Here is a 24,422-nt window from a genome sequence, read left to right as displayed (position 1 = left end):
CGAAAGCCGGATCGCATCCATGGCGGACTTCAAGGCGCTGGAGACCTTTCTCTGGGTGGTCAATCTCGGCAGCTTCCGCGGGGCCGCCCAGAAGCTCAACACCACCCAGCCGGCGATCTCCCAGCGTATCGCGCAACTTGAACACGAGATGGGGGTGCGGCTTCTGCAGCGCGATCGTCGCATAGCGTCGCCCACCCCGTCAGGCCGCCAGATGCTGGTCTATGCCGAGAAGCTGATCGGCTTGCGCTCGGAGATGATGGCGGCAGTCGGTGATCGCTCCGCGATGCGCGGCGTGTTGCGGCTCGGCGTCGCCGAAACGATCGTGCACACCTGGCTGTCGAAGCTGATCAAGAGCGTCAACGAGGCCTATCCCAACCTGTCGCTTGAGATCGAGGTCGACATCACGCCGAACCTGCGCGCGCGGCTGCTGGCGCAGGAGATCGAACTCGCATTCCTGATCGGCTCGGTTGCGGCATCGAACGCCCAGAACAGGGTGCTGTGCGACTATGAGGTCGGCTTTCTCGCCAGCCCGGCACTCGGCCTCAGCGGCAAGACGCTGACCGTGCACGATCTCGCCAAGCATCCCATCATCACCTTCCCGCGCAAGACGCAGCCTTACGAGATCGTGCGCTCGCTGTTCAATCTGCCGGAACTCCCGCCGATCCGCCTGCATGCCAGCGCCTCGCTCGCCACGGTCATCCATATGGCGATCGAAGGCCTCGGCATTGCCGTGATCCCCACCGCCATCGTGCAGAACGAACTGGCCGACGGACGCCTGCAACTCCTCACCACCAACCTGCAGATGCAGCCGCTGACTTTTGCGGCCAGCTGGCTCAGCTCGCCGGACACGGTCGCCATCGAACTCGTCGCCGGGCTTGCCGCGAAGCTGGCGCAAGAGAGCGCCTTGCAGGGCCGCCATTTGGTTGACGTTGCGGCATCGCCGCGTCATTGAAAAGAAGCCTCCTCAACGCGAACTTCTCGGGACAGACCGCATGACCAAGCTTGGCGACAACCTCAAAATCAATTCCGCGCGGCTCTGGGACACGATCAACGAGACAGCGAAATTCGGCGGCACACCGAAAGGCGGCGTGCGACGCCTGACGCTCGGGCCTGAAGACAAACTCGTGCGCAACTGGTTTCGCAAGGCCTGCGAAGACGCCGGTCTGGAGGTGCATGTCGATGCGCTCGGATCGATGTTCGCGCTGCGCAAGGGCCGCGACATGTCGAAGGCGCCGATCGGCATCGGCTCGCATCTCGATACCCAGCCGACCGGCGGCAAGTTCGACGGCATTCTGGGCGTGCTCGGCGCGCTCGAAGTGGTCCGCACGCTGAACGATGCCGGCATCGAGACCGACGCGCCGATCTGCATCGCCAACTGGACCAATGAAGAAGGCTCGCGCTTCGCGCCCGCGATGATGGCCTCGGCCGCCTATGTCGGCGACTTCACCACCGACGATATTCTGTCGCGCAAGGACATCGCGGGCGTCACCGTTGGCGAGGCGCTCGACGAGATTGGCTATCGCGGCGATGTCCCCGTCGGCACACAAAAGTTCTCCGGCTTTGTCGAACTGCACATCGAACAGGGGCCGATCCTCGAAGCTGAGAGCAAGACCATCGGCGTGGTCGAAGCCGGTCAGGGCGTGTTGTGGTTCGACGGCAAGATCACCGGCTTCGAAAGCCATGCCGGCTCGACTCCGATGCCGCTGCGCAAGGATGCGCTGGCGACCTTGTCCGAGATCGTACTGGCCACCGAACGCGTGGTCACCGACGTCGGCGCCCTCGGCACCATCGGCGAGGCCGTGATCGCCAATCCCTCGCGCAATGTGATTCCTGGCGAGATCGCTTTTACCATGGATCTGCGCAGCGCCGATGAAGGCAAGCTCGACGCCATCGAGAAGGGCGTGCGCGAAGCGATCGCAACCATCGCCGCGAAGCGCAAGGTCGAGGTCGCCTTCGACAAGGTCTGGCACAAGCCGCCGACGCACTTCAACAAGGACTTCGTCAACGCCGTCGAAAGCGCTGCGGAATCCCTGGGCTACTCGCATCGCCGCATCACATCCGGCGCCGGCCACGATGCCTGCAACCTCAACAACATCATGCCGACGGCGATGGTGTTCATTCCGAGCAAGGACGGCATCAGCCACAACGAGCTGGAAAGCTCCACCCAGGACGATTGCGCCGCCGGCGCCAATGTCCTGATGCATACGGTGCTGGCGCTCGCCGGCGTTTCGTCGAAGTAATCAGGGAACATGACAATGCGCGGCGTATTCGTCGATGCCAGCGAAGAACTGGCAAATATCCTGGAGCGGCTCACGCAGCCGGGCGACATCGCGATCAAGATCAATCGCGACGAGGACATCAAGTCCACAGACCTGCCGAAGGTGCTGGACGGTGCCGAGATCGCCATCGTCGATCACACCTATGTGCCGACCGATGTGGCCAGGCAGTGCACCGGCCTGAAGCATATCGTATTTCTCGGCACCGGCGCGCGCAGCTACATGCATATCGAAGAGCTCGCTGAACTCGGGATCGAGGTGCATTTGATCCGCGGTTATGGCGACACCGCTGTCGCTGAATGCGCCATCGCGCATATGTGGGCTGCTGCGCGCGGCCTTGCCCAGCAAGACCGTGAAATGCGGGCCGGCAACTGGCTGCGCGATGAAGGCATGGAGCTGACCGGCAAGACCATCGGCCTGATCGGCTTCGGCGGCATCGCTGCGGAAGTCGCACGCATCACGCTCGGCTCGGGCATGAAGGTGCTGGCATGGAACCGATCGCCGAAGAGCTATCCCGGCGTCGAATTCGCCGCCATGGAAACGGTGTTGGCGAAGAGCGACGTGGTCTCGATCCATCTGCTGCTGAACGACGAAACCCGCGGCATGATCACGCGCGAACGCATCGCGCAGATGAAGAAGGGCGCGATCCTCGTCAACACCGCGCGCGGCGCGGTGGTCGACGAAGCGGCGATGATCGATGCGCTGAGGTCAGGCCATCTGCGCCATGCCGGTCTCGACGTTTTCGAGATCGAGCCGCTGCCGGCAGGCCATGTGCTGACGACGATCCCCAACGTGACGCTGTCGGCGCATTCCGCATTCCGGACGCCGGAGGCCAGCATCAATCTGATCGCCGCGGCGTGGAAGCATTGCCGGCGGATTGCAGGTTAAGCGCTACGAACTCCCAAAATGAAAATGCCCGGCACAAAGCCGGGCATTTTTTGCACATCAGTAACTGCAGCTTATTCGATCATCTCCGCGACAGCCTTGCCGCACGCGCCCGTATCGGCCTGACCGCCGAGATCGCGTGTGCGCAGCGTGCGTTCCCCGAGCGTGCGCTCGATCGCCTTGACGATGGAATCCGCAGCTTGCTTCTCGCCGAGATGCTCGAGCATCATCGCGCCCGACCAGATCATGCCGATCGGGTTAGCGATGCCCTGCCCGGCGATATCCGGCGCCGAACCGTGCACCGGCTCGAACACCGACGGGAAATCGCCGGTCGGATTGATATTGCCCGACGGCGCGATGCCGATGGTGCCGGTGCAGGCCGGACCGAGATCGGACAGGATATCGCCGAACAGGTTGGACGCCACCACGACGTCGAACCAGTCCGGATGCATCACGAAATTCGCGGTGAGAATGTCGATGTGATACTGGTCCCACTTCACGTCGGGGTAGTTTTGACCCATCGCCTTCACGCGTTCGTCCCAATAGGGCATCGTGATCGCGATGCCGTTGGACTTGGTCGCGGAGGTCAGGTGCTTCTTCGGCCGCGACTGCGCGAGGTCGAACGCAAATTTCAGGATGCGATCGACGCCGGTGCGGGTCATCACCGTCTGCTGGGTGACGAATTCACGGTCGGTGTCCGGGAACATGCGGCCGCCGACGGATGAATACTCGCCCTCGGTATTCTCGCGCACCACCCAGAAATCAATATCGCCGGGCTTGCGGCCGACCAGCGGACAGGGCACGCCGGGCATCAGCCGCACCGGACGCAGGTTGACGTATTGATCGAACTCGCGCCGGAACTTGATCAGCGAGCCCCACAACGAAATGTGATCCGGAATCTTCGCTGGCAGGCCGACGGCGCCAAAATAGATCGCGTCGTGCTTGCCGATCTGTGCCTTCCAGTCGTCCGGCATCATCTGGCCGTGCTTCTCGTAATAGTCGTAGGACGAGAAGTCGTAATGATCGAAATGCACCTTCACGCGGTGCTTCTTCGCCGCCGCTTCCAAAACGCGCAGGCCTTCCGGCATCACTTCCTTGCCGATGCCGTCGCCGGGGATGACTGCGATCCGATATTCTTTTTGTGCGCTCACGAGCAGGTTTCCTTCGCCAGTAATTCAGGCCCAGATGTGGACCAATCCCGGCCCGCGATCAACGCTGCACTGCAACGTTGACCGGTTTCGCCGCAGGGGCCTAACTCTGTCGCAGACACTCCATCCAGCAATCCAGAGGCATTCCATGGATCTTCATCTGCGCGGCAAGCGCGTCCTGATCACCGGCGCATCCAAGGGCATCGGCGCAGCCGCCGCTGAAGCCTTCGCCGAGGAAGGCTGCGATCTCCGCCTCGCCGCCCGCAATGTCGAGCAGATGCAGGCGCTCGCCGATCGGCTGCGATCCAGCCACCAGATCGATGTTGCCGTTCATGGCGTCGATCTCCGCAAGCCCGAGGACCTCGCCGCACTGGCGGCTGCCGCCAGCGATATCGACATTCTCGTGAACAATGCCGGTGATATTCCCGGTGGATCGCTCGACAGGATCGACGAGCCGACCTGGCGTCATGCCTGGGATCTGAAGGTGTTCGGCTTCATCAATCTCACGCGACTGGTCTATGCGCAGATGAAGGCCCACGGCCACGGCGTCATCATCAACGACATCGGCGCGGCCGGCGAGAAATTCGACGCCAGCTATATCTGCGGCAGCGCCGGCAATGCCGCGCTGATGGCCTTTACGCGGGCGCTGGGCGGAAAGAGCCTGAAGGACAATATCCGCGTCGTCGGCATCAACCCGGGTCCCGTGGAAACCGAGCGCCACATCACGCTGATGAAGACCCGCGCCAAGGCACAGTTCGGTGACGAGAACCGGTTCCGGGAATTGCAGCAGGGCCTGCCGCTCGGCCGCGCCGCGAAGCCGCGCGAGATCGCCGACTTGATGACGTTCCTGGCGTCCGATCGTGCAGGCTATACGACCGGCGTGATCTATACGGTGGATGGCGGCTACAGCGCTGGATGGGGCAGCTAGTCGCTTTTCTTAACCTCGCCCCGCTTGCGGGGAGAGGTCGGAGCACGAGCGGCAGCGAGTGATCCGGGTGAGGGGGAGCCAGTGTTTCACTCGCTGGCTCCCCCTCACCCGTCGCGGACTTCGTCCGCGCCACCCTCTCCCCGCAGGCGGGGCGAGGGGAAAAGCGCGCTAGCTCAGCGCGCCGGCATGCACCCACCACTGCGGGTAAGCGAGTTGGATGGCGCCGGCCGCGCGCTGCGCGTCGGCGTCGTTGCCGAACAGCGCAAAGCAGGTCGCGCCCGAACCCGACATGCGGGCCAACCGAACACCTTCAGCAGCGCGCAAGGCCGATAGCACCGTGTTGATCACAGGCTCGACCTTCAGTGCGGGCGCTTCAAGATCATTGGTTCCGGCATTGAGCGCATCGATCCATGCATCGAGTGAGCCGCCTTCATTCGGCCAGGTGGCGCGCTTCAGCACATCCTTGACGCCTACACGCAGCTCGCCATTCTTCAGGCCTAGCTCCTTGAACACATCCTTGGTCGCCACCGGCACGCGCGGATTGACCATCACGCAAGGCAGACGCGGCAGGCTGAGCGGCAGCAGGTTTTCGCCTACGCCCGTCATCACGCAGGCCTGCGACTGCACGCAAACAGGCACATCGGCGCCGGTCAGGCGCGCTACTTCGAGCACGCGGGGATCGTCCATTTCGAGATTGTTGGCGCGTACCAAGAGGCGGAGCGCTGCGGCAGCATCGGCTGAACCGCCGCCAATGCCGGCGGCAACCGGCAAGTGCTTGTCGAGCGCAAAACGCCCGAATGTGAGACCCTCGACACGCTCGCCGAGCAGCCGGGCGGCCTTGATAACGAGATTGTCGGCAGTATCACCGCATTCCAGCGCGCGCGGACCGGTAGCGGTCAGCGACAGATCGCCGCCGGCATCCAGCGTCAGGCGATCAGCACAATCAGCAAAGGCCACGACGCTTTCGAGATCATGATAGCCGTCAGCCCTACGGCCGATGACGCGCAGGGTCAGATTGACCTTGGCGCGCGCATCTTCTTCGAGAACCGGACGCATGGAGCCGGACTCGTTCGCAGACTTGCCCCCAATCATTGAATCAGCCGCCCTTGCCGTCTTCTTTTTTCTTGTCGTTGGACGCAGCCGACGACGATGGCTCGTCCGACAGACCGTTTTCCATCTTGGCTTCGATCTTCGGAATCTCTTCGGCTTCCGGCTTCAGATCCTTGGCGTGCTGCCACTGGAACTTGGCTTCCAGTTTGCGGCCGACGCGCCAATATGCATCGCCGAGATGGTCGTTGATGGTCGGATCTTCCGGCTTGAGATCGATGGCACGTTCGAGCTGCTTCACGGCATCGTCGTAATTGCCGATGCGGTAATAGGCCCAGCCGAGGGAGTCGACGATGTAGCCATCGTCCGGACGCTGATCGACGGCACGCTTGATCATCTTCATGGCGTCGTCGAGATTGATGCCCTGGTCGATCCAGGAATAACCGAGATAGTTCAGCACATGCGGCTGCTCGGGCTGCAACTCGAGTGCCTTGCGCATATCGACTTCAGCCTTGGCCCACTGTTTGGACCGCTCCAGGCAGATTCCCCGGAAGTAGTAATACACCCAATTCGGCTTGTCCTGGTTCGCAGCGATGACGTCGATGCCCTTGGTATAGGTCTCGCTACAGTCAGCAAACTTCTTGCGGCCACGCTCGATATTGCCGAGCGCCATAATGGCTTCGAGATCCTTCGGATCGTCGGCGACGACGCCCTTGAGAATCTTGATGCCTTCGTCGCTGCGATCCGCCGCATCGAGATCGGTGGCCTGCTGGATCTGGGCGTTGCGCTTCAGCGCTGAATTGGCAGGCACGCGCTCATAGACCTTGATGGCCATCTGCGGCTTCTTCACCGACTCATAGAGATCGGCAAGCGACAGCAGCGCCAGCGAGTGATCCGGCTTGAGGAAAAGCGCGAGCTGCAGATAGACCAGCGCGAGATCCTCGCCGCCGCGGCGGGTCAGCGACGCACCGATGCCATAGAGCGCTTCGGCAGCGCCGGCCTGCGGGCTGTCCACCAGTGGCGCCAGCTTCTTGCCGGCCTTGGTCTCGCGGATGCCTTCCAGCACCAGCGGGTGACGGGCGAGCTTCTTGTTGAAGGTCTCGTAGATATTCAGCGCGGCGGCATCGTCCTTGTTGCGCGATGTCCAGCGGCCATAGGCATCGACCACGCGCAGCGCGGAATCGTCGAGCTTGTAGGCGCGCTCGAACCGGGCGCCTGCATCCTTCTGCTTGTTGGCAAGATCGAGGATCAGGCCGGCATGCAGATCCTTGAATATCGGATACCATTCCGGACCGGCCAGCTTGTCGATATTGGCAATCGCCGTCTTGCTGTCACCGGCGCCATAGCCGGCCCAGGCCGACAGCAGCGTCGCCACGAGGTCGGTGATCGGGCCGCGCACCGACTGGTTGATGTTGGTTTGCGCAGCCGAATATTTCTTCAGCTTGAGATCGCGCACGCCCACGACGAGACGGGCAACGCGGTTCGACTTGTCGATGGTCAGGATGCGATCCGCGAGCTTCACGGCCTCGTCGATATCGCCATCGGCGAGCGAGGAGATGAAGGCGCGATCGAGCAGTTCGTTGTTCTTCGGATCGGTGCGCAGCGCGGAGCGGTAAAACGCCGCAGCCGAGGTGGCGTCGCGCTCGACGCTGGCATGGCGGGCGGCGAGATAGCTGCCGGCGGTGGTGAGCGACTTCAGATCGCGGGAGGTAGGGAATTGGGCAGCGGAGCTATCGCCGGTATGATCCGGGGTTTGCGCCAGCAGCTGGCCGGGCATCGCGAGAACGGCGAGCGTGGCGGCCGCGAGCGTCAAACGATTGAAACGGATGGACAACATAGGGTTCGCCTAGCTCCAGGATTTACGGGCAGGATATCGAGCGGGACTGCGAGACAGGCTCGGATGCGCAGCCGACCCGGCAATAGCGCGCACGCCGACAATGCCGCGTTTGGCGGTCAATCGCAAGGATCGGGCGCGCGGTCACACCAGTGGCACCTTGAAGCCTGTCAGCAATTGGGGCCGCCGGATTGCGCCACTATCCCTGAAAACGCTCGCACTGTGGCGTTATCGTGACCTCGACCCGGAGTGGCGGCCAGCCGACAGGCGTGGCCGCTCACACAATCGTAATCGAAGCGCTGGTTACATCGCCTCGTAGTTCGGGCCGCCGCCACCTTCCGGCGGCACCCAGGTGATGTTGCCGTTGGGATCCTTCACGTCGCAGGTTTTGCAGTGGACGCAATTCTGCGCATTGATCTGGAATCGAACGCCGCTCGCCTCTTCCACCCACTCATAGACGCCTGCCGGGCAATAGCGATTCGACGGGCCGGCGAATACGTCGTGCTCCGACGACTTCTGCAGCGCCATGTCGGCAACCTTGAGATGGATCGGCTGGTCTTCCTCGTGGTTGGTGTTCGACAGGAATACCGAGGACAGGCGATCGAAGGTGATCTTGCCGTCCGGCTTCGGATAGACGATCGGTTGATACTGCTTGGCGGGCTTGAGCGTCTTGCGGTCCGGCTTCTCATGCTTCTGGGTGCCGAACAGCGAGAAGCCGAACGTGTTGCACCACATGTCGAAACCACCAAGCGCGTTGCCCAGCAGGGTCCCGAATTTGGACCACAGCGGCTTGGCGTTGCGAACCGGATAAAGATCCTTGCCGATCGAGGACGAGCGCCAGCCGGTCTCGTATTCCATCAATTCGTCATTGGCGCGGCCTGCGGCCAGCGCGGCGGAGACGTGTTCGGCGGCCTGCATGCCGCTGGCCATGGCGTTATGCACGCCCTTGATGCGCGGCACGTTGACGAAACCCGCGGCGCAGCCGATCAGCGCGCCGCCCGGGAAGACCAGCTTCGGCACCGACTGGTAACCACCCTCGGTGATCGCACGCGAACCATAGGCCAGGCGCTTGCCACCCTCGAAGGTGTCGCGGATCAGCGGATGGGTCTTGAAGCGCTGGAATTCCTCGAACGGATAGAGATAGGGATTTTCGTAGTTCAGATGCAGCACGAAGCCGACAGCCACGAGGTTATCGTCGTAGTGATACAGGAACGTGCCGCCGCCGACGTCATTATCGAGCGGCCAGCCGAACGAGTGCTTCACCGTGCCCTTCCGGTGCTTGGCCGGATCGATCTGCCAGACTTCCTTGATACCGATGCCGAACTTGCCGGGCTCGCAATCCTTGTCGAGGGCGAACTTGGCGATGATCTGCTTGGTCAGCGAGCCACGCGCGCCTTCGGCGAACAGCGTGTACTTGCCCAGGAGTTCCATGCCGCGGGTGAATGAATCCTTCGGCTTGCCGTCGCGGCCGATGCCCATGTCGCCGGTGGCGATGCCACGCACCGCGCCGTTCTCGTCGTACAGTGTCTCGGCAGCCGCAAAGCCCGGATAGATTTCGACGCCCAGCGCTTCAGCCTTGGCGCCGAGCCAGCGGCAGACCATGCCGAGCGAGGTGATGTAGCAGTGATGATTGTTCATCAGCGGCGGCATCAGGAAGTTCGGCAGCTTGAAGCCACCGGTCTTGGTCATGAAATAGAACTGGTCATCCTTGACCTGGGTCTTCAGCGGGCAGTCCGCATCCTCGCGCCAATCCGGGATCAGCTTGTCGAGATTGACGGGATCGATCACCGCGCCGGACAGGATATGCGCACCGACTTCGGAACCCTTTTCGACCACCACGACGGACAGGTCCGCATTGAGTTGTTTCAGCCGGATCGCAGCCGACAGGCCCGATGGCCCCGCGCCGACGATCACGACGTCAAATTCCATGGACTCACGCGGCGGTAGTTCTTCAGTGCTCATGATATTGATCTCAGACCCGTTTCCAACCCGATCAGAACGCTTCTAAGGGTGTTGTTTCCCATTTTTGAGGTAAGAACAACCACCGAAATGCACAGGGGCCGTTTCGCTGGGCGGCGATCCGGCCTAGATTGCTGGCATGCCTGTGATCCCCGGCCATGACGCCTGAGCCCCACCCCAGTGTTGCGCAACTGCTCGCCTTCTATCTGGAGGCCGGGGTCGATTGCGCATTGATGGACGAGCCGGTGAACCGGCTGTCCGACGACCTGCCGGTGCCTGCCCGGGAGCTGTCCGATGCCGGGCCGAAGCGGCCGCCGCTGACCGGCATGCCCCCTCCACCGCCGCGCCCACCTGCCCGCGTCGAGGTCGCCCCCGACGTGGCGATTGCTGCCGCCCGCGACGCTGCCCGCACCGCGCCCTCGCTCGAGGTGCTGCGTGGCATGCTGGAGACATTCGACGGCTGCGCGCTGAAATCGACCGCGACCCAACTGGTGTTTGCCGACGGTAATCCACAGGCACGGATCATGTTTGTCGGCGAGGCGCCGGGCCGCGACGAGGACATCGAGGGCCTGCCCTTCGTCGGCCGCTCCGGCAAATTGCTCGATCTGATGATGGGGGCGATCGGGCTGAAGCGCACCGACGTCTATATTGCCAATGTCATTCCGTGGCGGCCGCCAGGCAACCGCACGCCGACGCCGCAGGAAACGCAGATCTGCCTGCCCTTCATCCGGCGCCAGATCGAACTGGTGAATCCGGACATCCTCGTCACGCTCGGCAATCCGTCGACGCAGACGCTGCTGCAGACCCGCGACGGCATCATGAAGTCCAGGGGACGCTGGGTCGACTACGACACCGGGACGCGCAAGATCAAGGCGCTGGCGACGTTCCACCCCGCTTATCTGCTGCGCTCGCCGTCCTACAAGCGCATGACCTGGATGGATCTGCGCTCGATCGCCAAGGCGCTGGAAGCGCCGTCGGGGAAATAGGCCCAGTCCTCATCCCAGCCTAAACCTAAGTGGGTTTAGGCGAGATGAGCCAAGCAACTCATGGTTCGAGACGGCGCAAGAGGCGCCTCCTCACCATGAGTGCCTGAGACTAAAGGGTCTTCGGCCGCACGATCGCCCAGCCGATCCGCAACAAGGGCTGCCGGCCGTTCACCAGACGCTCAAAGGCGCGCGGCACTTCAGGCACGAGATCGGGGAAACGCTGCGTGATCTCGGCAGGCGGTGTGCCCACCGTATCCGCTGCGCGCCACACGACAACACCGCCGCTCTCGGCGAACTTCGCTGGCGTGATCCACGGCGTGCGCGAAGGCACGGCATCATTCAGCAGATGCGGCCGTGACGCGCTCATGCCGATCAATGCGGCGAGTTGCGCATCGCCCGCGACCGCCGACAGTGGACGATTGGTGCGACGCTCGAAACTTTCACCGAAGAAGCGCCCGATCTCGCGTGCGGGAAGCGCTGTGACATCTTCGGGACCATCGACCCAGGGCAGAATCACGAGGCTTGCGAAAGCTGCCAGTGCCGGAGCGATAATCGCAAAGGCCCAGACCTTGCGCAGGATCCGCTGGCGCCGCAACGCAATCAGGTCCCCCGACGCCACGACGACGGCGAGACCCGACATGACCAGAGCGATGCCGGCACCGCCGACCACGCGATCGAGGCCGTAGAGGGCCGCAAACAAGCTGCCGAGCAGTCCCGGCGCGAGCGCAAAGAAAAACACATAGCCACGCGCCAGCGGATCGACCGGCGGGCGGAAGATGATCGGAGCTTCCTCGCTCTTCGGAACGATGCGGCCCCAGTTCATCACCGTGAGCACTATTGCGCCGGTCATTGACGCAAGCAGCCAGGCCATCAGCACGCCCCACTGCCGTGCTTTGCCGGCAAGATCATCCAGTTGCGGAAGGGCTGGCAAGACCGGTGCACCGGCCCGGATAACCCACATCGCCCATGGCAATGTCAGCACCGCGATGACCAGCAACGCATAGAGCGGGTCGAACGACGTCAGGTTACGCCGGCCGCGCGATGTCGCCAGACCGAAGATGAGCGGCAGCGGAAGCAACCACATGGCATGGGGCGTCGTCAGCAACAGCAGACCTGCCTCGATGGACAGCGCGAACCAGGCATTGCGTCGACCCTGCCCGATCGCCAGCCAGGCATGCAGCAGGAACATCGCCCAGAGCGGACGCGCGAGAATCAGCGGGCCGAACTCGATGCCGGGCGTGCTGAAAGCCGTAACAGTCATCGTCAGCAACACGGCGATCACGGCCTGCGGGCCGCCAACGATAGTCCTGCCCAGCTGATAGACCGCACGGAAGGTGAGGACGGCGCAGATTTGCGCCAGCACATAGACACCGAAGACGTGATTGCCGGCGGCCCGGAACGCGATGTCCGCCAGCCAGAACGCCAGCGGCGGCCCCAGATGGGTGCCGACCTGATATTCCCGGCCATAGGCCAAGACAGTGGCGAGATCGCCGGGCGGACCGCGATAGAGCAGCAGGGGGACAAACAGCCAGATCGCCGCCTGACACAGCACGACGATCCAGAACACCAGCCGCGGCCGGGCGCGGATCAGTTCGACGATCAGGGAGGTGAAACGCATTGAACGTCTGAACCGGCCAGCAGGGAATGAAGCGTGCTCAGGTGATACGGCGCGGAGCCGGGAGAGGCAACCGCCTGTCGGCTCAGGCAGATATCTCGATATCGATGGTAGTATGGACCTCGATCAGGCCTGCAGCACGGACGCCAGCCTGATGACGCGCACGCGCCGCAGCAACGGGAGCGAACAGGCTGCGATGATGAATGCTGGGCCCCAGTTCATTCAGCGCGGCCATATGCTGCGGCACGCCATAACCCTTGTGCACCTCGAAACCGTAGCCCGGGCAATCCTCGGCAAGCCGGCACATCAGCCGGTCGCGCGAGACTTTTGCGATGATCGAGGCTGCTGCGATGGACACGACCAGCGCGTCGCCACCAATGACGGCCTCGCAATCGGCCATCGTATCGATCCTGTCGCGGCCATCGACGAACACATGCTTCGGCGCATCCGGCAGCGACGCGACTGCGCGGGCCAGCGCCCAGAGCGAGGCCCGCAGGATATTGTCGCGGTCGATCCGGGCGGGTGACGCATAGGCAACGGCAAATGACGACGTGGCGCAGATTTCCTCGAACAGCGCCTCGCGCTTGCTCTCTGTCAGCTTCTTGGAATCATCGAGGCCCCTGGGGATGTTTTTCGGGTCGAGTATGACCGCCGCCGCCACCACCGGGCCGGCCAGCGGACCACGGCCGGCCTCATCGCAGCCCGCCACCGGCCAGATGCCTTTCTTGAGCAACGCGCGCTCGCGCGTGAAGCTCGGCGCTACTGCTATCTTGCGCGGCTTGGCCGGCGCTTTCTTCTCATCCCGAATCATCGGGGGATCGTGCTGAAGCAGCTCTCGGGGTGCAACCGGGAACTCAGGATCATGCCCGCTATTCAGGTCGGGCCTTCAATCGTCCAGATGCACCCGCCGGTCGTCGCCGACCTCGATACCTGGGGCCACAACCACATCCCAGGCGTGTCCGTCCGGATCGGCAAAGTAGCCTGAATAGCCGCCGTAGTCGGTCTTGCGCGCCGGCTTCAGCAGCGATCCGCCACAATCGACGGCGAAAGTGAGGACCGCATCGACCTCGTCTTCCGAGCGACAATTCCACGCCAGCGTACTGCCGCGAAACGCCTGCGGCCTTGGATGGTCAGGCAATGTCGCATCCTGCGCCAGTTGTTCCCACGGAAACAGCGCGAGAACGCTGGCGCCGGTGTCGAAAAAGGCGATGGCGTCGCCAGAGGCACGGGCCTTTCGCGTAAAGCCCAGCGCTTCGTAGAAGGCAATGCTCCTGCGCATATCCGCGACGCCCAGCGTGATCACCGTCATGCGCGCGATCGGCGCGGCTGGTTTCTTCGTTGTCATGCGCGTCGCTCCTGGACCCACTCTATAGATCGAAAAGAGGGACGCTGGCAGGCTCTGGTTTCCTGCCAACGTCCCCTCTCCACCACTCCGTACGCTGCGAGACCTGCGGAGTTAGAACAGATTCAATTGCTTCCCAGCACCGGCCGGCTTCTCGAAATGATCGAGGGTCAATTTCGAACGACGCTTGTTGAGACCAAGCTTCGTGCAGGCTATCTCGAAGCGGCGGCCAATCATCCAGGCCATCGGTCCGGTGCCCTTCATGCGGGTGCCCCATTGCGAGTCGTAATCGCGGCCACCGCGCATTTCGCGGATCAGCGTGAAAACATGCCGATAGCGGTCCGGATAATTCGCGATCAGCCACTCGCGAAACAGGTCGCGCACTTCCATCGGCAGCCGCAGCAACACGTAGCTGGCTTCCTTGACGCCGGCATGAGCGGCGGCATCGAGGATGCGCTCGATTTCGCTGTCATTCAGTGCGGGGATCACCGGCGCCACCATCACCGTGGTCGGAATACCAGCCTCGGATAGCTGCCGCAAAGCTTCCAGCCGCTTCGACGGCGTCGACGCGCGCGGCTCCATGGTGCGCGCGAGCTTCGGATCGAGCGACGTCACCGACAGCGCCACCTTGACCAGATTCCGTTTCGCCATCCGCGCCAGAATATCGATATCGCGCGTCACCAAAGCCGACTTGGTGACGATGCCGACGGGATGACCGGCCTTCTCCAGCACTTCGAGAATGCCGCGCATCACCTGACGCTCGCGCTCGATCGGCTGATACGGATCGGTATTGGTGCCGATCGCAATCATCTTCGGCTCGTATTCGGCGGCGGCCAGCTCCTTCTCGAGCAGCGCCGGCGCATCGGGCTTCACGAACAGCTTCGACTCGAAATCCAGCCCCGGCGAGAGCCCGAGATAGGCGTGGGTCGGCCGGGCGAAACAATAGACGCAGCCATGCTCGCAGCCGCGATAAGGATTGATCGAACGGTCGAAGCCGATATCCGGCGATTCGTTACGTGTGATGACCTTGCGCGCCGTGTCAGTGGCAACCACGGTCTTGAATGGCGGAAGCTCGTCTAGGCTCTGCCAGCCATCGTCGAAGGCGACCCGGGCCTCGGCCTCGTAACGCCCGCTGTCGTTGGACTGGGCGCCGCGCCCCCGTCGCCGCTGCTTGTCGATCGCCACCGCGATCTCCGGAAAAGGGGAAAGCGCACCCGCCGGTTTATCGGAGGGCGCCGGGACCGGCGGGTGCTTGAGGGCAGCGATCTGGCGACTCATGAAGCCACGATAGCGCAGACATAGAACAAATCAAGAACATAAATGGGGATGGCGCACAGGGCAGGCACTGTGCATTCTCCGACCGCCCTTTGGACGACCGCGCGGGCTTGCCCCAAATTGCCGCGGCTGACAGTGCTGCGTAGAGTATGACGAAATGATAACGCAGTTGGGTGCTTGTTAGAGGTATCAACCCGAAATCCATGCTGAGCGTGATTATCCCCACCGAAGGCATCGAACAGCCCGCTGTTGCGACACTGGCAGCGCTGGTGCCGGGCGCGGCTGCCGGCGTGATCCGCGAAGTGCTGCTGGTCGATCGTGCCGGCACCGATGTCATCGAACGCGTCGCCGATGTCGCTGGCTGCGGCTTCCTGACCTCGCAGGGCTCGCGCGCTGCGGCGATGGCCGCCGGCGCCAAGCAGGCGCGTTCGCCGTGGCTGATGTTCCTGCTTGCGGGTGCCGTGCTCGATGCCGGCTGGATCGAGGAGACCCAGCAATTCATCCAGCGCGTCTCGACCAGCAATCGCCCCCGAGCGGGCATTTTCCGCTATGCGCGCTCACCCTATGATGAGTCCGGATTTGGCGATGGCCTGAAACATATGATCCGCGTGATCACTGGCCCCAAGGCCGATCAGGGACTCTTGATCGCACGCGACCATTACGACCGGCTTGGCGGCTACGCCCCCGATGCCCGGCGCTCCGAGGCCCGGCTGCTGCGTCAACTCGGGCGGTCGTCACGCACCCTGCTGCGCAGTCGGATCATCGTCGCCTGACCATGCCAGCGGTGTTACGCGATCTCCAGCCCGGCGATATCGACTGGGTCATCCGCAGCCACGGCGAACTCTATGCGAGTGAATACGGATTCGACGCGTCCTTCAAAGCGCTGGTGGCAGACATCGCCGCAGAATTCGTCGCATCATGCGATCCTGCGTGGGAGCGATGCTGGATCGCCGAGATGGATGGCGCGCCCGTCGGCTCGCTGTTTCTCGTGAAGGCATCCGACGACATCGCCAAGTTTCGGCTCCTGCTGATCGATCCCAAGGCGCGTGGACAAAAGCTCGGCCAGCACATGGTGACGGAAGCCATCGCCTTTGCGCGGCAATGCGGTTATCGCAGGATCACCCTGTGGACCCAGAGCAATCTCGGCGCGGCGCGAAAAATCTATCAGGATGCCGGCTTCGCATTGGTCGCCACCGAGCCGCATCGCAGTTTCGGGCAGGATCTGATCGGCGAGACCTGGGACCTCGACTTGCAGGATGGGTAGAGCGCGGCGCATCGCGCCGAAGCAAAGCCATCAATCAAGCGCCGGAGGCGATGGGTTTCGCGAAGACGCTCTACCCATCCTACAGATCAGGCCGACGCGCCCTTCGCTTTCGGGCGTCGCAGATGCTCGTCCAGCCGCGGCATGATCTCGACGAAATTGCACGGCCGCGTGCGGTAATCCAGTTGCGCCGCGAGAATGCCGTCCCAGCCGTCGCGGCAGGCGCCGGGCGAGCCCGGCAGGCAGAAGATAAATGTCGCGCCGGCAGTACCGGCGGTCGCGCGGCTCTGGATCGTCGAGGTGCCGATCTTGGCGTGGCTCAACATGTGAAACGCAATCGAGAAGCCATCCATGCGCTTCTCGAACAGAGGCTCGATGGCTTCCGGCGTGACGTCGCGGCCGGTGAATCCCGTGCCGCCGGTCGTGATGATGGCGTCTATGCCGGGATCGGCAATCCATGCGCGCACGATCGTCCGGATCGCCTCGACATCGTCCGTGACGATCTCGCGCTTCGCCAGCGTGTGCCCGGCCGATGTCAGCCGATCGGCCAACGTCGCGCCGGACTTGTCGTCCTCGAGCGAGCGGGTATCGGAGACGGTCAGTACCGCAATGTTGAGCGGCACGAAGGCCTTGGTCGCATCAGGCTCCATCGTCGCTACAGCCGATCTGTTGCAAATGTATTGCAGGCCTGCACGGTGCCCTGCTGATAGCCGGTCATGAACCAGCGCTTGCGCTGTTCGGCAGAGCCGTGCGTGAACGAGTCCGGCACGACGCGGCCCTGTGCCTGACGTTGCAGCGTGTCGTCGCCGATGGCGGACGCGGTCTGCAGCGCGGCATCGATGTCGCCGGCTTCGAGGAAACCGGGGCGCTTCTTCGATTCGCGATTGACCCAGACACCGGAGAGGCAATCAGCCTGCAATTCGACGCGGACCTGCAGCAGATTGGCTTCCGCCTTGCTGCCCGCCTGCTGCTGCAGCCGTGTCACACGCGGAATGATGCCGAGCAGGTTCTGGATGTGATGGCCCGCTTCATGCGCAATGATATAGGCCGCCGTAAATTTGCAGGCATTGCCCGAACAACCACGGAAGCGCGTTTCGACCTGACGGAAGAAACTGGTGTCGAGGAAGATCTGCTTGTCCGGCGGACAATAGAACGGCCCCATCGCCGACTGCGCCATACCGCAGCGGCCGCCATTGGTCGCGTTGCGAAACAGCACGATGCGTGGCCCTGTATATTTCTGTCCGCTCTCCTTGAAGATTTCATCCCAGCGATCGTCGATCTCGCCGAGCACGCCGGAGATCATGCTGCCCATCTCGTCGGTGGGTGCACCTGATTTCGTCGGGGTCGAGCGTCGGTCGGTCTGATAGGTCGGCGCCTGCTGTCCGCCGGTGAGAATCTCTGCGCCGCCGATCAGGATGCGCGGATCGATGCCGAACGCCCAGCCGACCAGGCCGAGTACAATCACCGTGCCGATGCCGAGGCCACCGCCCCCACCGGGAATGCCGAAACCGCCACCCCCGCCGCCATATCCGCCACCGCTATCGTCACGACGGTCGTCGATATTGTCGCTGCGACGGAAGTCATCGTAACGCATGGGGCAATTCCTTCATTTCAAGTCGCAGCTTTTGGACGGGTTTGGCGCGATCCGCCGACCATAACGCAATCGCAGCGCAAAATTTCCATTCCATTAAGCATTAACCTGCCCGGCAAAACTTGCCTAGTTCGATCTCGTTACCAATTAAGTCGATTTTTACTTTGCGCCGTCAATGTCTGCCTGTCGGTTGTTTAGTCCCGCGTCGCCGACAGCGTCGCCTGAGTCAGAGTAATTGAGTCATGGTTGTTTCGCGTCGCGGGGCGTCTGCAAGGGCGCCCCGCTCTCACTTCGAAACCTCTCCGAGCAGCAGCATCGTCATCGGTGATTGCGTCGCAGAGATGTCAAAACTCCCGGCAGGGTCGGTCGATCTGGTGTTCGCAGATCCGCCGTACAATCTGCAGCTGAAGGGCGATCTCAAACGCCCTGACGAATCCCATGTCGATGCGGTGAATAATGACTGGGACAAGTTCTCGTCATTCGCCGCCTATGACGACTTCACGCGCGCGTGGCTCCTGGCCGCACGCCGCATCATGAAGCCGTCGGCGACATTGTGGGTCATCGGCTCCTACCACAATATTTTCCGCGTCGGCGCGATCATGCAGGACCTCGGCTTCTGGGTCCTCAACGATATCGTGTGGCGCAAATCCAACCCTATGCCGAATTTCCGTGGCCGTCGTTTCACCAATGCGCATGAGACCATGATCTGGGCTGCGCGCGATGAAAACGCCAAGGGCTACACGTTCAATTACGAAGCCCTCAAGGCCGCCAATGAAGACGTGCAGGCGCGTTCTGACTGGCTGATCCCGCTCTGCACCGGTGACGAACGCCTGAAGGGCTCGGACGGCAAGAAGGTTCACCCAACCCAGAAGCCGGAAGGCCTGCTGGCCCGCGTGCTGCTGTCATCGTCGAAGCCCGGCGACCTCGTGATCGATCCGTTCAACGGCACCGGCACCACCGGCGCTGTCGCCAAGCGACTCGGCCGCAATTACATCGGCTTCGAGCGCGACCGTGACTACGCCGCTGCTGCCGAAGCCCGCATCGCTGCAATCGAGCCGCTGCCGGAAGCCACGCTGGCCCCGTTCATGACCGCACGCAGCGCACCCCGCGTGGCGTTCTCCGAACTGGTCGAGCGCGGCATGATCTCGCCCGGCACCAAGCTGGTCGATCTCAAGAAACGTCATGGCGCCCTGGTGCGCGCCGACGGCGCCATCATGTTCGGCGACAAGGTCGGCTCGATCCATCGCATGGGCGCGATGGCCCAGGGCTCGGCCTCCTGCAATGGCTGGACGTTCTGGCACGTCGAGACCAAGAAGGGCCTGCGCCTGATCGACGAATTGCGTGCCGAAATCCGCAGCGAGATGGGCGCGGGATAGACCCCGCTCATTCGGTCGGCCGGACGCATGCCCGGCCTTCACCAAAACGTCGCTTGCACTCCCCCTGAATTCCAAGCACGAGACGATGGTCCGCATCGGCGGCCCACGCCTCGCGCTTTGACGTATAAAATCCAGGGAGTTTTGAGATGCTGAAATTTTACTTCAACGGATCGCCGAACCCGACCAAGGTCGCGCTGTTTCTGGAAGAAGCTGGCCTCGCCTATGAGCCCATCGCCATCGATACCCGCACCGGCGCACAGTTCAATCAGGAGTTCCTCAAGGTCAATCCAAACGGCAAGGTGCCGGCGATCGACGATGACGGCGTCAAGGTCTTCGACAGCAACGCCATCCTGCTCTATCTCGCCGAGAAGACCGGCAAGTTTCTGCCGCCGGCCGCGCAGCGCGGCGAACTCCTGTCCTGGCTGATGTTTGTCGCTACCGGCGTCGGTCCGTTCTTTGGCCAGGCCGTGCACTTCAAGCATTTCGCGCCGGAGAAGATCGATTACGCGCATAACCGTTATCAGTTCGAGGCCAGGCGCCATCTCGGCGTGCTCAACGAGCGCCTCGCCGGACGCCATTATATGGTCGGCGACACCTATACGATCGTCGATATGGATGTATGGGGCTGGGTGAGGATGACCAATTTCATCCTGGGCGACGAAGCTTTTGCCCAATTCCCGAACGTGAAACGCCTGCATGACGAGATCTCGGCGCGCCCCGCCGCGGCGAAGGCTGTCGCGCTGAAGGACACGTTCAAGTTCAAGGCCGAGATGGACGACGAGGCCCGCGCCGCCATGTTCAAGCATCTGGCGACCAAGGTCGCCTGAGCACGAGCCATTCGACGAATGCCGGGCGCAACACTGCGCCCGGCATTTTTTGTATCAGGCAGGCACGCGTGCCATTTCGTCGGGAAACGGCCCCAGCACGCGCTCGACCAATACCGTGTCACAATATTCCTTGATCATGGTGATCTTGCCGTTCTCGACACGCCACACCATGCAGTAGTCGTTATCGTAACGATCGCCGGCTTTGGTGACGTTGTCGCCCTTCGCCTCGACAACCACCAGATTGCCTTCCGCAATGAAGTTTGAAGCGACCGTGCGCGGTCGAATGTCGAATAGCGATCTGAGATGCCCCATCAGGCCGTTCAGGATCGCATCCTTCCCCTTGAACATACGCCCCCAGGAATATTGACCGACGACGATCCAGCACGCGTCATCGGCGAGATGATCGGCGAAGGTCGTGCCGCTGCGGTTGGCTGAATCGCTATAGACCTGCTGGATAAGTTTCTTGTTGTCTGCGGTGCTCATTGTTCTGCTCCATCGCTTGAACGATGGCGCAGTATGGGTTGGAGAATGCCCATTCTTCCAATCGATAGTCTATATGGTATATATTCGTTCCATGAATTTGGCTGCGCTCGACCTGAACCTGCTCGTCGCGCTCGATGCATTGCTGCGCGAGAGCAATGTCGGCCGCGCCGCGATGCGGATCGGCCTGTCGCAACCGGCGACGAGTCATGCATTGCGCCGGCTCCGCGACATTCTCGGCGATCCGCTCCTGGTCCGTGTCGGCGCCCGCATGGAGCTAACGCCGCGTGCGCAGGCGTTGCGCGGTCCGCTTTCCCAGACACTCGAGCAGGTGCGCGGACTGTTCATCCCGGATGTCTTCGATGCCGGTCAGAGCGACCGGCATTTTCAGCTGATGATGCCGGATCTCGCCGTCGAACTGCTGATGCCGCCGCTGATGAAGAAGCTCGACAACATTGCGCCAGGCGTCCGGATCAATGTCGTGCCCTGGCGCGGTCCGGCGATCATGACGGCGGAATTCGCCCGCAGCCTCGATATGGTGATCAGCATCGGCAACGCCTTCAAGGGTTTCCATCGCCAGTTGCTCTATGTCGATTCCGACGCCCTCGCCGTCCGCAAGGGCCATCCGGCGGCATCGCGCCTGAAGACGACCGAGGGCTTTCTCAAAGCCCGCCATATCGCCGTGGTGCTCCGGGGCCAGAGCGAAGACCTCATCGACGACTGGCTGCGCAGCAGGGGACTGGAGCGACAGATCGCCCTCGTCGTGCCGAGCTATATCGAGGCGCTGCATGTCGCGGCACGGACCGATCTCGTGGCCTTTGTGCCGCGACGCCTGATTGCCGCATTGGCGCAGCCGCTCTCGCTCACGACAATTGCGCCGCCATTCGATCCCGGCAACGACGAACAGTTCATGTTCACGCCGACACGCGCGCAATTCGATTCCGGATCGATCTGGCTCCGCAAAATCATGCTGGAGACCGGCCGCGAACTCGACCCGCAAAAGCGCCGCACGGCCTGACGCTGCGCTCCCCGGTCAAATTTGCCGGCAAAGCTTGCCGGGAGGCAACGCCGCGCCGCACCGCCAAAGGCCCAAGTGCCTATGATGTCAGAATATTTCTGATGGCCCGGTTTTTGCGTCGTCGATCGCAAACATCTTGCAGCAAGAGAAATTCAGATGTCGAACTCCATCATCTCCAGCATGCAGTCCTTTACGCTTCCGATCAGACTGCAGCCATCCGACAAGGCCGAGGGCGGCCTCGGCAAGGCACAAGCGCCAGCACAATCGCCGGAAGAGAAATTTCTCGACTACGCGAAGAAGACGCCAGCGGAAAAGATGCGCGACGCGCTGCTGTCGAGCATCGGCGTGACGGAAGAAGAATTGAAGAACATGTCGCCGGACCAACGGCGGGAGGTCGAGCAGAAGATTGCCGACAAGATCAAGGAGGCCGTGAACAAGAAGACCGAGAACGGCGGCAACGCCAGCGGTTTCTTCACGGATATCAGCGCCTGACAGGCGCACTCTTCACCGCAAAGGAAACTGGCGCCGCAAGGGCGCCAATTCCGGATCAACAGGGCGCAAGGAAGCGATTAGCTCGCGGCGGCCTGGCGCACCAGATTTTGCCGGGCGTCGCCGAGATAGCTGCGGATTTCCTTGGTCAGCAATCCCGACTGCGACGACAGATCGCCCGATGCCACCATGGTCGATGTGGCGAGCTGCTCGGTGTCCCTGGCGGTGGTTGCCAGCTGCTGGATGTTGGTCGAGATCTCGCGGACGACGGCGAAGGCCTCGTCAATATTGCGCGCGATGTCGGCCGTTGCTGCCGATTGCGCTTCCGAAGCACTCGCGACCTTGCCGGTGATCTCGTTCACTTCCGCAATCACGGTGCCGATCTCGGTGATCGATGAGGAGACCTTGTCAGTCGCCGACTGAACCTGGCCGATTTCCTTTTCGATCTCGGCGGTGAAGTTGGCGGTCTGGGTCGCCAGCGCCTTCACCTCGTGCGCGACCACGGCAAAGCCGCGGCCGGCATCGCCAGCGCGGGCCGCTTCGATCGTTGCGTTCAGCGCCAGCAGATTGGTCTGGCTGGCGATCACGTTGATCGAGGTCACGACTTCACTGATGCGTACGGCGACAGCGCGAAGCACGTCGACATTGCTGGCTGCATCGGCGACGCGTTCGACGGCCCGACCGGCAATCGCGGCCGAGCGATTGACGTCGGCGCCGACTTCGCTGGCATTTGATGACAGTCGCGCCGTGGCCGAAGCCACCGATTGCATGTTGGCAGAGGCCTGTTCGGATGCCGCCGCCACCGACGTGACGCGGGTCAATGTCGAGGACGCGCCGGTCCGCAGATTGCCTGCCGTGCTGCTCATCTCGACCGCACCGCTATCGAGTGCCGACACGATGCCGCCCACGGTGGATTCGAGCTGGCTGGTCTGGCGCTCGAAATTCCTGATGCGGTCGGCGATGTTGTCGGTCGCCGCATTCATCGCCTTCGCGCCGTGCAGCAGGCCGCCATGCAATCCGCCCGGCAGGATGCGCCGGTAATACTTGTTGTCGTTGAGCGCCGCTATCGCCGCGGTGGATTCGCGCACGAAGGCATCGCAGCCATCGATCATGTCGTTGACGCTGTGCAGCAGTTCGCCCGTGACGCCGCGCACCGGGATTCCAAGGATGCGGGCCTCGAAGTCGCCCTGCGCAATGCGCTGGCAGGCGATGCGCGCCTTCTCGATCAGACGCGCCGTCTTGCCCATCAGGACAAGCGCGACAACGGCCGCTGCGATCGCGATGGCCTGACAGATCATCGCCGCGACCGGAAGGCTGAAGAATTGAAGCAGCAAAGCAAGCGCAGAGCCGGCGATGACGACGAGCGTGCTAAGCTGCGCTCTTGAGAGAAAACATAAGTTCGTCATAGCTGACTTTCTGGGATGCAACGAAATCGGTAAGGGCCTTGTAGCCGGCGGCAAGGGATTCCTTGCCGTTCACGTGTCGCTTCTCGATCGCCAATACATCGGCATAGAGCGGCGCGATCGTCTTCTTGATGAGATCCGGCGGCGGCACACGGCGGTTGGAATGATAGCCGGCGACCTTGCCGTCGAGGCCGTAGGACGGCGTGACATGGGCGAAGACCCAGTAGTGATCGCCATTGCTCGCCATGTTTTTCACAAAAGCGAAGATCTCGCGGCGCTCCTCGACCGTGTCCCAGAGCAGCTTGAAAACGCTGCGCGGCATATCGGGATGACGAATGAGGTTGTGCGGCTGGCCGAGCAGGTCGGCCTCTTCGTAACCGGCCATCTTGCAGAACAGACGGTTCACATAGGTCATGCGACCCTTGAGATCCGTCTTGGATACGATGAGCTCCGATGCCGGAAAGAAGGTCTCGCGGCCGCTCGGCTTGATCTGGTTGGACATTATTGACCTGTCGGTGACCGATTCACCCAAAAGTAGTGTCACCGGTATTAGGGAACGCGGCTGAATTTTGCGTTAAGGTTCCGTCCACCATGAATTCGCCGCCGGCGACGATCCGGGCGACATTTTCCATGGCGATCGTCCCAGTTGCCGCCATCGCCTCTCCCGTGCCATGACCTCGAT

Annotated in this window: 24 protein-coding genes and 1 pseudogene; 11 read left to right on the top strand and 14 right to left on the bottom strand. The window is 62.5% G+C overall.

The genetic code is table 11. The features are described from left to right. Positions 1–19 precede the first annotated feature (19 nt). The 3 genes from AC1RLZ_RS05585 to AC1RLZ_RS05575 are packed head-to-tail and all read left to right on the top strand — an operon-like array spanning position 20 to position 3,164. The gene (locus AC1RLZ_RS05585; protein WP_371421831.1) at positions 20–952 is read left to right on the top strand and encodes a LysR family transcriptional regulator; all 933 of its coding nucleotides are present in this window, start codon (positions 20–22) and stop codon (positions 950–952) included. A 40-nt stretch (positions 953–992) separates the two neighbouring features. Then, complete coding sequence (locus AC1RLZ_RS05580) at positions 993–2,240, top strand: Zn-dependent hydrolase (protein ID WP_493187805.1); 1,248 nt, start codon at positions 993–995, stop codon at positions 2,238–2,240. A 15-nt stretch (positions 2,241–2,255) separates the two neighbouring features. Beyond that, entirely contained in the window at positions 2,256–3,164 is a 909-nt protein-coding gene (locus tag AC1RLZ_RS05575) for an NAD(P)-dependent oxidoreductase (RefSeq protein WP_493187804.1), read from the top strand. 71 nt (positions 3,165–3,235) lie between these two features. Here AC1RLZ_RS05575 and AC1RLZ_RS05570 read toward each other — a convergent pair whose 3' ends face one another. Further along, entirely contained in the window at positions 3,236–4,312 is a 1,077-nt protein-coding gene (locus AC1RLZ_RS05570; RefSeq protein ID WP_371421828.1) for a tartrate dehydrogenase, read from the bottom strand. Positions 4,313–4,457: 145 nt separating this feature from the next. Between AC1RLZ_RS05570 and AC1RLZ_RS05565 the strand changes: the two genes are divergently transcribed. After that, complete coding sequence (locus tag AC1RLZ_RS05565; RefSeq protein ID WP_493187803.1) at positions 4,458–5,237, top strand: SDR family oxidoreductase; 780 nt, start codon at positions 4,458–4,460, stop codon at positions 5,235–5,237. A 168-nt stretch (positions 5,238–5,405) separates the two neighbouring features. Here the strand turns inward: AC1RLZ_RS05565 and AC1RLZ_RS05560 are convergent, their stop codons facing one another. From AC1RLZ_RS05560 to AC1RLZ_RS05550, 3 genes are all read right to left on the bottom strand, one after another. Further along, a complete protein-coding gene (locus AC1RLZ_RS05560; RefSeq protein WP_493187802.1) occupies positions 5,406–6,293 on the bottom strand; it encodes a 4-(cytidine 5'-diphospho)-2-C-methyl-D-erythritol kinase in 888 nt (295 codons plus the stop codon). 40 nt (positions 6,294–6,333) lie between these two features. Continuing rightward, positions 6,334–8,121: a tetratricopeptide repeat protein gene (locus AC1RLZ_RS05555; protein ID WP_493187801.1), complete on the bottom strand. Its 1,788-nt coding sequence runs from the start codon at positions 8,119–8,121 to the stop codon at positions 6,334–6,336. Positions 8,122–8,421: 300 nt separating this feature from the next. Further along, positions 8,422–10,080 (bottom strand): electron transfer flavoprotein-ubiquinone oxidoreductase, encoded by a 1,659-nt coding sequence (locus AC1RLZ_RS05550; RefSeq protein ID WP_371421824.1) that lies wholly within the window; start codon positions 10,078–10,080, stop codon positions 8,422–8,424. Between the two features lie 155 nt (positions 10,081–10,235). On the opposite strand from AC1RLZ_RS05550, the gene AC1RLZ_RS05545 reads away from it, so the two are divergent. Further along, the gene (locus AC1RLZ_RS05545; RefSeq protein ID WP_493187800.1) at positions 10,236–11,063 is read left to right on the top strand and encodes a uracil-DNA glycosylase; all 828 of its coding nucleotides are present in this window, start codon (positions 10,236–10,238) and stop codon (positions 11,061–11,063) included. A gap of 109 nt (positions 11,064–11,172) precedes the next feature. On the opposite strand, the gene AC1RLZ_RS05540 is transcribed toward AC1RLZ_RS05545, so the two are convergent. The 4 genes from AC1RLZ_RS05540 to AC1RLZ_RS05525 all read right to left on the bottom strand — a co-directional run bounded on the left by AC1RLZ_RS05540 (position 11,173) and on the right by AC1RLZ_RS05525 (position 15,298). Then, positions 11,173–12,681: a glycosyltransferase family 39 protein gene (locus AC1RLZ_RS05540; RefSeq protein WP_493187799.1), complete on the bottom strand. Its 1,509-nt coding sequence runs from the start codon at positions 12,679–12,681 to the stop codon at positions 11,173–11,175. 82 nt (positions 12,682–12,763) lie between these two features. After that, on the bottom strand, positions 12,764–13,489 hold the full coding sequence (rnhB, locus tag AC1RLZ_RS05535; protein WP_493187798.1) for a ribonuclease HII: 726 nt from the start codon (positions 13,487–13,489) through the stop codon (positions 12,764–12,766). Positions 13,490–13,564: 75 nt separating this feature from the next. Beyond that, positions 13,565–14,023 carry a VOC family protein gene (locus tag AC1RLZ_RS05530; RefSeq protein ID WP_493187797.1) on the bottom strand — a complete coding sequence of 153 codons (459 nt, stop codon included), beginning with the start codon at positions 14,021–14,023 and terminating at the stop codon, positions 13,565–13,567. Positions 14,024–14,134: 111 nt separating this feature from the next. Beyond that, positions 14,135–15,298, bottom strand: a complete 1,164-nt coding sequence (locus AC1RLZ_RS05525; RefSeq protein WP_493187796.1) for a PA0069 family radical SAM protein — start codon at positions 15,296–15,298, stop codon at positions 14,135–14,137. 200 nt (positions 15,299–15,498) lie between these two features. Between AC1RLZ_RS05525 and AC1RLZ_RS05520 the strand changes: the two genes are divergently transcribed. Next, positions 15,499–16,068 carry a glycosyltransferase family protein gene (locus AC1RLZ_RS05520; protein WP_493187795.1) on the top strand — a complete coding sequence of 190 codons (570 nt, stop codon included), beginning with the start codon at positions 15,499–15,501 and terminating at the stop codon, positions 16,066–16,068. Positions 16,069–16,073: 5 nt separating this feature from the next. Continuing rightward, a pseudogene (locus AC1RLZ_RS05515) lies at positions 16,074–16,559 on the top strand (GNAT family N-acetyltransferase); the annotation flags it as partial. 86 nt (positions 16,560–16,645) lie between these two features. Here the strand turns inward: AC1RLZ_RS05515 and moaB are convergent. Beyond that, positions 16,646–17,206, bottom strand: coding sequence for a molybdenum cofactor biosynthesis protein B (gene moaB, locus AC1RLZ_RS05510; RefSeq protein WP_493187794.1), 561 nt, complete (start codon positions 17,204–17,206; stop codon positions 16,646–16,648). Positions 17,207–17,211: 5 nt separating this feature from the next. Continuing rightward, positions 17,212–18,150: a KPN_02809 family neutral zinc metallopeptidase gene (gene ypfJ, locus AC1RLZ_RS05505; RefSeq protein WP_493187793.1), complete on the bottom strand. Its 939-nt coding sequence runs from the start codon at positions 18,148–18,150 to the stop codon at positions 17,212–17,214. A gap of 239 nt (positions 18,151–18,389) precedes the next feature. Here ypfJ and AC1RLZ_RS05500 point away from each other — a divergent pair, with 239 nt between their 5' ends. Both AC1RLZ_RS05500 and AC1RLZ_RS05495 read left to right on the top strand, forming a co-directional pair. After that, entirely contained in the window at positions 18,390–19,523 is a 1,134-nt protein-coding gene (locus AC1RLZ_RS05500) for a site-specific DNA-methyltransferase (RefSeq protein ID WP_089262407.1), read from the top strand. Between the two features lie 146 nt (positions 19,524–19,669). After that, positions 19,670–20,350 carry a glutathione S-transferase family protein gene (locus AC1RLZ_RS05495; RefSeq protein WP_493187792.1) on the top strand — a complete coding sequence of 227 codons (681 nt, stop codon included), beginning with the start codon at positions 19,670–19,672 and terminating at the stop codon, positions 20,348–20,350. Between the two features lie 54 nt (positions 20,351–20,404). On the opposite strand, the gene AC1RLZ_RS05490 is transcribed toward AC1RLZ_RS05495, so the two are convergent. Continuing rightward, positions 20,405–20,833 (bottom strand): nuclear transport factor 2 family protein, encoded by a 429-nt coding sequence (locus AC1RLZ_RS05490; RefSeq protein WP_493187791.1) that lies wholly within the window; start codon positions 20,831–20,833, stop codon positions 20,405–20,407. Between the two features lie 91 nt (positions 20,834–20,924). On the opposite strand from AC1RLZ_RS05490, the gene AC1RLZ_RS05485 reads away from it, so the two are divergent. Next, positions 20,925–21,848, top strand: a complete 924-nt coding sequence (locus AC1RLZ_RS05485; RefSeq protein ID WP_493187790.1) for a LysR family transcriptional regulator — start codon at positions 20,925–20,927, stop codon at positions 21,846–21,848. A 156-nt stretch (positions 21,849–22,004) separates the two neighbouring features. After that, positions 22,005–22,340: a hypothetical protein gene (locus AC1RLZ_RS05480; RefSeq protein ID WP_493187789.1), complete on the top strand. Its 336-nt coding sequence runs from the start codon at positions 22,005–22,007 to the stop codon at positions 22,338–22,340. Positions 22,341–22,417: 77 nt separating this feature from the next. Here AC1RLZ_RS05480 and AC1RLZ_RS05475 read toward each other — a convergent pair whose 3' ends face one another. Genes AC1RLZ_RS05475 through AC1RLZ_RS05465 form a run of 3 tightly spaced genes read right to left on the bottom strand, consistent with a single transcriptional unit; the run spans position 22,418 to position 24,396 of the window. Then, positions 22,418–23,743, bottom strand: coding sequence for a methyl-accepting chemotaxis protein (locus tag AC1RLZ_RS05475; RefSeq protein WP_493187788.1), 1,326 nt, complete (start codon positions 23,741–23,743; stop codon positions 22,418–22,420). Next, positions 23,706–24,242, bottom strand: coding sequence for a PAS domain-containing protein (locus AC1RLZ_RS05470; protein ID WP_371420721.1), 537 nt, complete (start codon positions 24,240–24,242; stop codon positions 23,706–23,708). The genes AC1RLZ_RS05475 and AC1RLZ_RS05470 overlap by 38 nt, the downstream gene beginning before the upstream one ends. A gap of 22 nt (positions 24,243–24,264) precedes the next feature. Next, positions 24,265–24,396: a hypothetical protein gene (locus AC1RLZ_RS05465; protein ID WP_493187787.1), complete on the bottom strand. Its 132-nt coding sequence runs from the start codon at positions 24,394–24,396 to the stop codon at positions 24,265–24,267. Positions 24,397–24,422 lie beyond the last annotated feature (26 nt).

The sequence above is a fragment of the Tardiphaga sp. GW822-FHT04G09 genome (assembly GCF_058800725.1).
The sequence above is the reverse complement of the archived record's forward strand: the minus strand, read 5'-3'. Positions and strand labels throughout refer to the sequence as shown.

Bases quoted from the DNA above. Each gene is read 5' to 3' on its own strand.
- rnhB (WP_493187798.1), bottom strand. From the start codon at position 13,489: ATGATTCGGGATGAGAAGAAAGCGCCGGCCAAGCCGCGCAAGATAGCA.
- AC1RLZ_RS05500 (WP_089262407.1), top strand. From the start codon at position 18,390: ATGGTTGTTTCGCGTCGCGGGGCGTCTGCAAGGGCGCCCCGCTCTCAC.
- ypfJ (WP_493187793.1), bottom strand. From the start codon at position 18,150: ATGCGTTACGATGACTTCCGTCGCAGCGACAATATCGACGACCGTCGT.
- AC1RLZ_RS05525 (WP_493187796.1), bottom strand. From the start codon at position 15,298: ATGAGTCGCCAGATCGCTGCCCTCAAGCACCCGCCGGTCCCGGCGCCC.
- AC1RLZ_RS05540 (WP_493187799.1), bottom strand. From the start codon at position 12,681: ATGCGTTTCACCTCCCTGATCGTCGAACTGATCCGCGCCCGGCCGCGG.
- AC1RLZ_RS05565 (WP_493187803.1), top strand. From the start codon at position 4,458: ATGGATCTTCATCTGCGCGGCAAGCGCGTCCTGATCACCGGCGCATCC.
- AC1RLZ_RS05465 (WP_493187787.1), bottom strand. From the start codon at position 24,396: ATGGCGGCAACTGGGACGATCGCCATGGAAAATGTCGCCCGGATCGTC.
- AC1RLZ_RS05490 (WP_493187791.1), bottom strand. From the start codon at position 20,833: ATGAGCACCGCAGACAACAAGAAACTTATCCAGCAGGTCTATAGCGAT.
- AC1RLZ_RS05495 (WP_493187792.1), top strand. From the start codon at position 19,670: ATGCTGAAATTTTACTTCAACGGATCGCCGAACCCGACCAAGGTCGCG.
- AC1RLZ_RS05470 (WP_371420721.1), bottom strand. From the start codon at position 24,242: ATGTCCAACCAGATCAAGCCGAGCGGCCGCGAGACCTTCTTTCCGGCA.
- AC1RLZ_RS05520 (WP_493187795.1), top strand. From the start codon at position 15,499: ATGCTGAGCGTGATTATCCCCACCGAAGGCATCGAACAGCCCGCTGTT.
- AC1RLZ_RS05575 (WP_493187804.1), top strand. From the start codon at position 2,256: ATGCGCGGCGTATTCGTCGATGCCAGCGAAGAACTGGCAAATATCCTG.
- AC1RLZ_RS05530 (WP_493187797.1), bottom strand. From the start codon at position 14,023: ATGACAACGAAGAAACCAGCCGCGCCGATCGCGCGCATGACGGTGATC.
- AC1RLZ_RS05580 (WP_493187805.1), top strand. From the start codon at position 993: ATGACCAAGCTTGGCGACAACCTCAAAATCAATTCCGCGCGGCTCTGG.
- AC1RLZ_RS05560 (WP_493187802.1), bottom strand. From the start codon at position 6,293: ATGCGTCCGGTTCTCGAAGAAGATGCGCGCGCCAAGGTCAATCTGACC.
- AC1RLZ_RS05485 (WP_493187790.1), top strand. From the start codon at position 20,925: ATGAATTTGGCTGCGCTCGACCTGAACCTGCTCGTCGCGCTCGATGCA.
- moaB (WP_493187794.1), bottom strand. From the start codon at position 17,206: ATGGAGCCTGATGCGACCAAGGCCTTCGTGCCGCTCAACATTGCGGTA.
- AC1RLZ_RS05545 (WP_493187800.1), top strand. From the start codon at position 10,236: ATGACGCCTGAGCCCCACCCCAGTGTTGCGCAACTGCTCGCCTTCTAT.
- AC1RLZ_RS05475 (WP_493187788.1), bottom strand. From the start codon at position 23,743: ATGACGAACTTATGTTTTCTCTCAAGAGCGCAGCTTAGCACGCTCGTC.
- AC1RLZ_RS05550 (WP_371421824.1), bottom strand. From the start codon at position 10,080: ATGAGCACTGAAGAACTACCGCCGCGTGAGTCCATGGAATTTGACGTC.
- AC1RLZ_RS05585 (WP_371421831.1), top strand. From the start codon at position 20: ATGGCGGACTTCAAGGCGCTGGAGACCTTTCTCTGGGTGGTCAATCTC.
- AC1RLZ_RS05480 (WP_493187789.1), top strand. From the start codon at position 22,005: ATGTCGAACTCCATCATCTCCAGCATGCAGTCCTTTACGCTTCCGATC.
- AC1RLZ_RS05555 (WP_493187801.1), bottom strand. From the start codon at position 8,121: ATGTTGTCCATCCGTTTCAATCGTTTGACGCTCGCGGCCGCCACGCTC.